The organism is Caballeronia calidae, from assembly GCF_900044055.2.
Taxonomy (GTDB): Bacteria; Pseudomonadota; Gammaproteobacteria; order Burkholderiales; family Burkholderiaceae; genus Caballeronia; species Caballeronia calidae.
In genome coordinates, this window is sequence record NZ_FCOX02000135.1 from 1 (window position 1) to 8,586 (window position 8,586).

General features: G+C 57.4%; 8 protein-coding genes and 1 pseudogene. 8 read left to right on the forward strand and 1 reads right to left on the reverse strand.

Translation table 11 applies throughout. From position 1 onward, the window contains the following. Nucleotides 1-61: 61 nt before the first annotated feature. On the forward strand, nt 62-919 hold the full coding sequence (locus AWB78_RS40435; RefSeq protein WP_074173688.1) for an ATP-binding protein: 858 nt from the start codon (nt 62-64) through the stop codon (nt 917-919). Between the two features lie 1,416 nt (nt 920-2,335). Here AWB78_RS40435 and AWB78_RS40440 read toward each other — a convergent pair. Next, nucleotides 2,336-3,337, reverse strand: coding sequence for a LysR family transcriptional regulator (locus tag AWB78_RS40440; protein WP_062612638.1), 1,002 nt, complete (start codon nt 3,335-3,337; stop codon nt 2,336-2,338). Between the two features lie 283 nt (nt 3,338-3,620). Here AWB78_RS40440 and AWB78_RS40445 point away from each other — a divergent pair, with 283 nt between their 5' ends. From AWB78_RS40445 to AWB78_RS50015, 7 genes and pseudogenes are all read left to right on the forward strand, one after another. Continuing rightward, complete coding sequence (locus AWB78_RS40445) at nt 3,621-5,003, forward strand: MFS transporter (protein ID WP_063959111.1); 1,383 nt, start codon at nt 3,621-3,623, stop codon at nt 5,001-5,003. A 276-nt stretch (nt 5,004-5,279) separates the two neighbouring features. Next, complete coding sequence (locus AWB78_RS40450; protein ID WP_062612640.1) at nt 5,280-6,584, forward strand: NAD(P)/FAD-dependent oxidoreductase; 1,305 nt, start codon at nt 5,280-5,282, stop codon at nt 6,582-6,584. 35 nt (nt 6,585-6,619) lie between these two features. Beyond that, nucleotides 6,620-6,964: a RidA family protein gene (locus AWB78_RS40455; protein ID WP_062612642.1), complete on the forward strand. Its 345-nt coding sequence runs from the start codon at nt 6,620-6,622 to the stop codon at nt 6,962-6,964. An 81-nt stretch (nt 6,965-7,045) separates the two neighbouring features. Beyond that, a complete protein-coding gene (locus AWB78_RS40460) occupies nt 7,046-7,693 on the forward strand; it encodes an RraA family protein (protein WP_062612644.1) in 648 nt (215 codons plus the stop codon). An 18-nt stretch (nt 7,694-7,711) separates the two neighbouring features. Next, a complete protein-coding gene (locus AWB78_RS49485) occupies nt 7,712-7,879 on the forward strand; it encodes an SDR family NAD(P)-dependent oxidoreductase (protein WP_198399456.1) in 168 nt (55 codons plus the stop codon). Continuing rightward, nucleotides 7,876-8,070 (forward strand): annotated as a pseudogene (locus AWB78_RS50010) (SDR family oxidoreductase); the annotation flags it as partial. The gene AWB78_RS49485 and the pseudogene AWB78_RS50010, both read left to right, overlap by 4 nt. Next, nucleotides 8,063-8,266 (forward strand): SDR family oxidoreductase, encoded by a 204-nt coding sequence (locus AWB78_RS50015; RefSeq protein ID WP_198399457.1) that lies wholly within the window; start codon nt 8,063-8,065, stop codon nt 8,264-8,266. The pseudogene AWB78_RS50010 and the gene AWB78_RS50015, both read left to right, overlap by 8 nt. The last annotated feature ends 320 nt before the right edge of the window (nt 8,267-8,586 follow it).

Below are 8,586 nucleotides of genomic sequence, written 5' to 3' on the forward strand. Positions count from 1 at the left end.
CCCAACCCTGCCTGCATGGAACTACCGCATCTACTCAACAAGCGCTGCATAGCGGGAAGTTATTTCGGTAACGATCCTTATCTACGGTCCGTCGCGCATTGGCAAAACCCGGGCAATCGAGTATGTGCGCCTGCTGCTGGCGCGCAACTATCCGCGGATGACAAGTTACCACGCGCAGTGCGAGCACAAGCCGCGGCATGCCGAAGGGCCGTTCTTCGCGAATCTGCTGGAGGCGGTCGGTGACCCGGACCCCAATGCCGGCTCGAATCCTTCAAAGCGGATGCGCTTGACGCTGAGGATCCGTCAGGCGGCATCGATGGGGGGCAGTGGGGTGGTGTTGCTCTTTTGCGATGAGGCACAACGCTACGACGACAATGAATACGAATGGCTGCGTGACGTGCATGTTGCGCTGGACCGGCAGCAGATCAAGTTGTTCACGTTCCTTGTTGGCCAGCAGGAGTTGCTCGCGCAAAAGACCGCGATGCAGGTCGCGGGCAAGACGCAGATCGTCGCGCGTCTGATGGTCGAGGAGTTGGCCTTTTATGGCATCCGCAATGCGCAGGACGTGGCGACATGCCTGAACGGCTACGATCAGACCGCCTACCCCGAAGGCAGCCAATGGAGTTTTACCCGCTTCTACGTCCCGCAGGCGTTTGATGCGGGATATCGACTGGTGAGTGACGCCGATACTCTGTGGAATGCATTCGAGACGGCGCACCACAAGGCCAATCTGCCGGGGAGGCTTGGGATCCCGATGGAATCCTTCGCACGCGCGGTCGAGATAGTGCTCAAGGACAGTGAATTGAACGACGCACGGGGCTATTGCCCGGACCAGGTCCTTTGGGACCATGCGGTGAGGCATTGCGGCTATGTCCAGTCACGTCATGCAACCGGACGCGTCCTTGTTGCCACCTCTTAGCGACGGGCTCCTGAGGGAGCCGGCGTTCCCGATTCTCACGCTCGATGAGAGCCGGCTGACGCTGGCCCTGGGTTACATATTCAGGAGGGGCTGGATTTATCCACATGAGTCACTGATCTCGATCCTGTGGAAGTTCGAGACTGCCAACGCGCTGTCGGGCATCGTTGTAGCACGACTCATGGGGCTGGAAGTCGATCCTTATCAGGGTGTCGCTCCGCGTCGAGGGTTGGTCGATGTCGGGCGACTACAGGAGAGTCTCGGCTTACCCGCAGAAACGCTGCGGACTTCGCTGATGGATCCGCCCGGGCGTCGACGCTACAGCGACGTGTTCCGTTATTGTCGTCGCTGTCTCGCTCATGGCTATCACAGCGTTGTGCACCAACTGGAAAGGCAGAGCGTGTGTCCTGCCCATCATCGCGTTCTCGAGTCAAGGTGCTGGCGCTGCGGTTGTGAAGCACCATATCGGGTGAATGTCCAGCTACTTGAAGCGCGGTTTCACTGTGCAAGTTGCTACGTGAGTCATGGCGGGACATGGACGCCGGAGAACTCTCACCCGATGAAATCGGAGCACCGCCGTGCGTTCACACGCCGCTATCTTGAATGTTGCCTGGGGTGAGTTTTAGCTCAGACCAGCCGCAATGCTCCCGTATCGGCTCACCGACTGCTCTAGGTGCGGATGCGTCGGAAGCCTCGCCTCATCCAAAGACTCCCGGATGTGAACCGCGTCGTCGGCACTCGCGAGCGGTGACACAATTCCTTCGGCGGTAAGTACCTGAACAATTGACGGATTTCCCGGGTCGACGGGCCGGGCGCCCATAGTTGACAGAATTCCCGGCACAACGGAGACAGTTTCCCTTCGTCCTACGGGCGAGTACCAAAAGATCGCGCGGGAGCTGAAGCCCATCAGGCATTGAAGAAGCTGTGGCGTTTTAGATGCCTTTCAGCACGGTATTAGGCGGGCAGGAGCCACGCTGCCCGGCACGGCGATGGCGAAGTCCTTTAAAGTACTTAGCAGTTCCCGTGCATCGATCTCTCGACGAAGCTGGGTGAGCGTGTTCCGAATCAAGCGAAGCGCGTCGTGCGCGTGGTCATCGACGAACTTATCCGGCTGTCCGACGAGGCTGGTTCGGGATTCCGGCCATAACTGCCGTCCGCGGCGAAGGTGGCTAATCACAGTAGAGGCGCTGCGCCGATTTCTTCAAGCTATCCAGCGGCGTGCAATGCTTAGCCCTTGTGCATGAGGGACGCAATTTAAGGCACCTAAATTTGATAATGCATGCCCTAAATACATTACGAATACAAACGAATCGTGGACCGCATTTCATATTGTGATCAGGATGTGCAGCCTTGCTCGTTTTAGCTCGGCCGCGAGTCGGCGACGCCCGAAACTCTGACTTCGTGGCGAATGCGAGCGCCTCACGATTTCACGTGTGGAAAGTAGATGGATGACTTGGGAAAACCGATCCCCTTGGAAATCTCAGTGTCAACGAGCTTCTCGTAACCGATTCGAATGAGTTCCTGCAAAACGCTCGGAAGACTACCAAGCTCGTTGTCGTGAAAGTTGAGATAGTAGGACCGACGCATCTCTTCGTACGGTTGACCGTCGCGAGAAAATGACGAGAGCGGCAAGATCCTAACTGAGGGAAGGTACTGGCGGCTCTGCCACAAACACAATGGAGTCGTAAGAGCGAACCCGTGCCCGGCAGAAACCAGGCTCAGAAGCAGATCGGTCGCGTCAAATTCATACGTTCTCTCAATATGTTCGGAATGCAGTTGTAAATAGTCTTCGATTTCCTGAGCGATTACGGCGTGCGCGTTGTAGCGAATGAACTGTAGACGTCTGCTAAGCGCAGTGAAGGTCGACAATGTACCGCTTTCGAAGGAACGAGGGAGGACGACAAGAAACGGCTCCGAAAACAACTTCTCCTTCCGGAGGCCGGGAGCGGTGTGCCTGCCTGTGGTCACGGTGAAATCGAGTTCACGTGCCTCCAGTTGGCTTTGCAGCCCGCTCGTATTGCCTGAAACAAGACGCAACTGATTCGATCTCTGGGCCAAAGCAGAGATGATTACGGGACCAATGGTTGCGGCAAACGATTCGACGCTTCCAAGTCGCACTGTGTTTCGCTTGGACCTCGATACGTTGCGAACGCCGACAACCATCTGGTCGGCATGCTGCAGAAGCAGAGTTGCATGGTCGTAGAGCCGATGCCCTGCGCTGGTTGGCCGCGCGGGCCTTCTTCCCCTGTCGAGTAAGGCACAGTCCAGCACGGATTCCAGGAGCCCGACTCGATGCGAGACGCCCGCCTGGGTCATTCCAAGCCGCTCGGCGGCTTGCGAGATCGATCCAGTCGCGATGACTGCGACCCATGTGACGAGTAGGTCCCATTCTGGGTAACGCTCTGACGATATGTCTTTCATAACAGGAACGGGCGGCTCCGGTTGTAACGATTGCTGCAATGCAGCAGTTGCCTGTAGTTGCGTTCAGGCCGGGATTTCCCGAGGCTTCCAAAAGGCTGATCTATGGAAAGTATAGGCGCCGTTTGTAATTTGCGGGGAGGCATCGATTCGCCCACACACTGAGCTGCATCCTACTGTTGCAAGGTTCCGTGAATCCAACGCAGCAGGGTGGAAGGGTCCCCTACCGTCGCGTCAAGGGCTGGAGAGCGGGATGTCCTATAAAAGTGAAGTATCAGGAGACGAGATGAAAGGCACCATATCAATGGAGGATGTGCCGCTGCGCAGATTCCATTTCGGCGTCGTTTTGGCCGGATCGGGCGGGCAGTTTAGCGACGGCTTTATCCTCGGAATCATCGGGATCGCAGTGAGTGCGGCCGCGAAGCCGATGCACCTTGATGCGACCTGGATGGGTTTGATCGCGGCCGCATCGCTCGCGGGAATTTTCCTGGGATGTCTGTTCGGCGGTCCGATGGCGGACCGCTTCGGCCGGCGGGGCATCTTTTCCTACAACATGATTGCTTTCGCGCTGCTCTCGGGCGCGCAATACTTCGTGACCGACCCCTGGCAACTACTAGCCTTCCGGGTTTTGTTGGGGGTTGTTATCGGTGCCGACTACGCCGTCGGGAAGTCGCTGGTTGTCGAATACCTGCCGCGAAAGTCTAGAGGCGGGTTGTTGAGTCTGTTCGCTGTGGCGTGGAGCGCTGGCTACGTCGTTGCCTACTATGTGGGCTATACCATTCACAACTCGGACCCTGGCAACTGGCGCTTGATGCTTGCCGTTAGCGCCATCCCGGCGATCGTGGTCGCGCCTTTCCGCTTCTTGATTCCCGAGTCCCCGATGTGGCTCGTCCGCAAGGGGCGCGCTGCCGAGGCGCAAGCCAATATCACGCGCGTATTCGGACCGAATGTTACCCTGAGCAGCGCCTCCATGGCGCCAGACGCACCGAAGCGAGCCAACTGGTCACAGTTGTTCTCCGCTCGTATGCGTCGAAACACGATTGTCGGTTGTGCTTTCTTCTCGTGCCAAGTGATTCCGTACTTCGCACTGGGCACTTTCACGCCGAAGATCTTGGAAGGGCTGGGCGTCAAGGATCCGTTCATGGGCGCGATGGTCTACAACGGGCTGATGATCGCCGGTGCGATTATCGGCGTTCTGATTATCGACAGACTTCCGCGGCGTACTTTCATCCTTGCCGCGTTCTACGGATGTTCAGCCGCATTGCTCTCGCTGACTCTGTTGCAGGGATATCAGACAGCAACGATCGCGTTGTTCGGCATCTTCGCGTGCATGTTGTCCGCCATGACAACGCTGAATCCGGTATATACGGCCGAACTCTTCCCAACCGAGTTGCGAGCTTCGGGTGCGGGCGTTGTCATCGCATGTAGCCGAATCGGGTCTGCAGGAGCCACTTTCCTGCTCCCTCTGGCAATGCAGGATTTCGGAACCAAGACGACGCTCCTGGCATGCTTCGCGACTTTGTTGCTTGGTGGCCTCGTCTGCCAGATTTTGGCGCCGGAAACTCGCAACCTCAAATTGGCCGAGGCGAACCCCGGAAAGTCGCCGGACTCATCGGCGATGACGATGAGTCTGTATGACGGAAATCGTGGAGCTAAAGGAATGGATTGAGGGAGCGCCAACCGGCGGATCGATGGCCGGGTCCAGATAGATCGGACGTCCCGATGGTGAACATTCGTCGCCAAACAAAATGATGTTCACCGTCGTCTCATAAGGACTACAAAGTGTGTCGCGTCCGGTTCGACCGAGCATTCTTCGCCAACCACCGCTTCGATGGATGCCTTGAACCTCTCAGTTTCGCAAATTTTCGACCGGTTGCAGTTCGCCCACATCAGCACTGGCGAGCTCCAATAGTGGAGCAACAAGTTAGGCAATACGACATCGACTATGAATTCCACGCACACCTTTCCTGTTTATCACCGGCCGAGTGGCTGGAATGCGCTCCTGCCGAAGCGCACACCGTCTATAGAAATGCCCGATGAACGTAGCTACGATATCGTCGTTATCGGGGCCGGGTACACGGGACTGGCTGCGGCGAGACGCGTCGCGGAGGAACGCCCCGACAAGCAAGTTCTGGTGATAGAAGCCGGTACGGTTGGCGAAGGCGCTTCCGGCCGAAACTCTGGATTTGTCATCAGCCTTCCTCATAATGTGAAGGTCGGCAACGACCCGCAAAGCCTGGCGATGGCCCGTCGCCAAATCGGATTGTACAAGACCGGTCTCGGGTGGTTGAAGGATACGGTTGAACGTAATGGCATCGACTGCGCTTGGAATCCCGCGGGCGATTTCTTCGCGGCGGCAACGGCTAGTGGCGAGGAGGACTTACGCAACTCGTTGCAAAAGTATCGTGACTGGGGCATCGCTTACACGGAATACGATCGTGAAGGCCTGAGCGGGGAGCTGGGCACGACGTACTATCGGTACGGATACCACTCATTTAACAGCATCTTCGTCCAGCCAGCCGCATTGATCCGGGGGCTCGCGGACACGCTGCCTTCGAATGTCGTCCTTCTGGAAGAGACGCCCGTCATACAACTATCCGACCAGTGTCCCTATCGGATCACCACTACGCGCGGCGACTTCAAAGCCGAAAAGGTCATCGTCGCAAATAATGGTTTTGCGAAGGAACTCGGACTACTGAAGGATAGACTGTTCTCGATATTTACTTATGCGGCGATGACACCGCAGCTCAGCGACACAGAACTAATGAAGCTAGGCCGGCCCGGCGAATGGGGCGTCCTGCCGGGAAAGCGGATCGGTTCAACAGTGCGTAAAACCGCCGATGGCCGCCTCTTGGTTCGCTGCGTACAGACCTATGAGCATGAGGCTGTGGGCGAGAAATTTCGCGATCTCCTCACGGAAAACTATCGGCGTCGATATCCGAACATGGAGTCGCATAGTTTCGAGCACTATTGGTCTGGCGTCGTCGGCCTGACGCGAAACGGTGCGAACTACTTTGGCGAGCTCCGACCAAACCTCTTCGTTTCCGTCGGTTGCAACGGAGTCGGGATGCTGAAGGGGGCGATGTTCGGTCGGCTGATAGGAGAACTCGCGCTGGGCATCGATTCCGACGCGCTTCACGACACGTTGTCGCTTGAGCGGCCAACCTGGTTGCCTCCCGAGCCGCTTCGAAGAATAAGCGTAATGTCAGCGATTCATTACCACGCCGCCGTTTCAGGCGCAGAACGCTAAAGCCATTTCTACATCCATACTTCGCTCAAATCCAAATGTCGAACATCATTCGCAAAGGCGCTCGCGGTAGTCGCTACGTTGTTCACGAAAAAACGCTCTATGTCGGTGGTCAGACAGCGTCAGATCTCTCCGCCGGAGTCGCCGCACAGGTGCGTGAAGCGCTGGGCAAAGTCGACCGAATCCTCGTTGAAGCTGGAAGTGACCGCACGAAGGTCCTATCTGCAATGCTATGGATCAAAAACATGGCGGACTTCAAGGAGATGAACGCCGAATGGGATCAATGGGTCGATTCCGAAAATCCGCCAGTGCGGTGTTGCGGCGCTCTGGAGATGGCCGACCCGCGCATGCTGTTTGAGGTAGTGATCACTGCCGCTATCTGACCGTTCGTTTGCATCTAATCCACATTCCGTTCGCATACCGTCGTTACCCTATTGCGAACGAAGACTTACTCGGAGTTACCTATGTCTGCCCTTATCCACCAGCTTTCCGCCTTCCCGACCTCTGTGTTGTCCGACACACTGGACGAACTCGGCATTCCTGGAGTACTTCCGGGGCTATTCGCCCAACGTCAAGGACAGGGCCGCGCCGTTGGCCGCGCCTTGCCGGTTAAATTGCTCGCAAAAAAGAACGATCCTGACGCGTATCGCTTCGGCGGCGGTGTGGGAAAGCCGTTGGAAGCGGTTCTCAAAACGATGGCTGATGGGGACATTGTTTTAATGGACCTCGGCGGTGCCAACTATGCCTCCGCATGGGGAGGTCTGGCGTCCCGTCTGGCACAGCGTCGTGGCGTGCGAGCGACCATCATGTGGGGCACGGTTCGTGACGTTGATGAGATCCGCGAAATTGGCTACCCGGTTTGGGCCGTGGGCGTCTGCCCGAAGCGTAGCCGTAATGACTTCACGTTCGGCTCGATCAACGAAACTATCGAGATTGGCGGCGTGAGCATCTCCCGAGAAGACTACATCGTCGCTGACGAAAGCGGCGTGATGGTGATTCCCGGGGCGCGGGCAAAAGAGATTGTGGAAATTGCTACCCGCATCGCAGCACAAGAAGAAGAACTGCTCGCGATGGTACGTACTGATTCCGTGAAGAACTGGGATGAAGTGTGACATTTGCGGCGCCTCGTTGTGGACGAGGTCATTCGACGTGCAGGCAGGCTCAACGTGCTCGTCAATAACGCGGGCATGATGCAGGAGCAGCTTGTCGAGGAGCTGTCTCTGGAAGACTGGACGCGCAACTTGACGGCCAACCTGCCAATTCCCGTTGATAAAAGCCGCGCTGCCGCATCTGCGTGACACGCACGGAACGATCGTGGACATCGGCTCGACCAGAGGGCCTGGGCTCCAACCCGAAGCATGCGGCCTACTGCGCGTCGAAAGCAGGCTTGCATGGATTGACCAGGGCGATCGCAGTGGATCATGGGCTTGACGGCGTGCGCTGCAACGCGGTCGCTCCAGGGTGGATCGATACGGAATTGAATGTCGACTTTATTCAAAACAGGCCGAACGCCGACAGCTTTTCGTGTCGGTTTGGGCAGGATTCATCCTGTCGGGCGCATAGGGAGGCCGGAGGAAGTCGCGAGTCTGGTGGCATGGCTTGCTTCCGGCGAATCGAGCTTCGTGACCGGGCAGGCATGGACCGTCGGCGGCGGCCGAATGGCGAAATTGAGTCTTCCGGCTTGATTGAGAGCCGGAAGGGGGCCGTGCGCCTGTCGGTAGGGCATTTGATTCGGCTCCTGAAGGCGGACCCTTGTCAGACATAGAGTGCTCTAACCCGAATTCTGCACGAGAATCAAGAACGCTCCGGCAAGCATGTGTTGATCGTGGCATCGGGCGGGAATGTCGATGCCACGTTGGTCGCGTCGGCGATCAGCTCAGTTCGAGCTTTTGCGTAAGCGTCCGCCTTCGAAGCAGGCGCTTACGCATATGAACGGCGCGCCGCCGCTTCCAGAAACGCAATCAGCAACGGATGCGGCGCGCCATCACGCGACGACAGTTCCGGA

Coding starts and splice junctions, on each gene's coding strand:
- AWB78_RS40455 (WP_062612642.1), top strand. CDS start 6,620: ATGTCGAACATCATTCGCAAAGGCGCTCGCGGTAGTCGCTACGTTGTT.
- AWB78_RS40460 (WP_062612644.1), top strand. CDS start 7,046: ATGTCTGCCCTTATCCACCAGCTTTCCGCCTTCCCGACCTCTGTGTTG.
- AWB78_RS40445 (WP_063959111.1), top strand. CDS start 3,621: ATGAAAGGCACCATATCAATGGAGGATGTGCCGCTGCGCAGATTCCAT.
- AWB78_RS40440 (WP_062612638.1), bottom strand. CDS start 3,337: ATGAAAGACATATCGTCAGAGCGTTACCCAGAATGGGACCTACTCGTC.
- AWB78_RS50015 (WP_198399457.1), top strand. CDS start 8,063: ATGTCGACTTTATTCAAAACAGGCCGAACGCCGACAGCTTTTCGTGTC.
- AWB78_RS40450 (WP_062612640.1), top strand. CDS start 5,280: ATGAATTCCACGCACACCTTTCCTGTTTATCACCGGCCGAGTGGCTGG.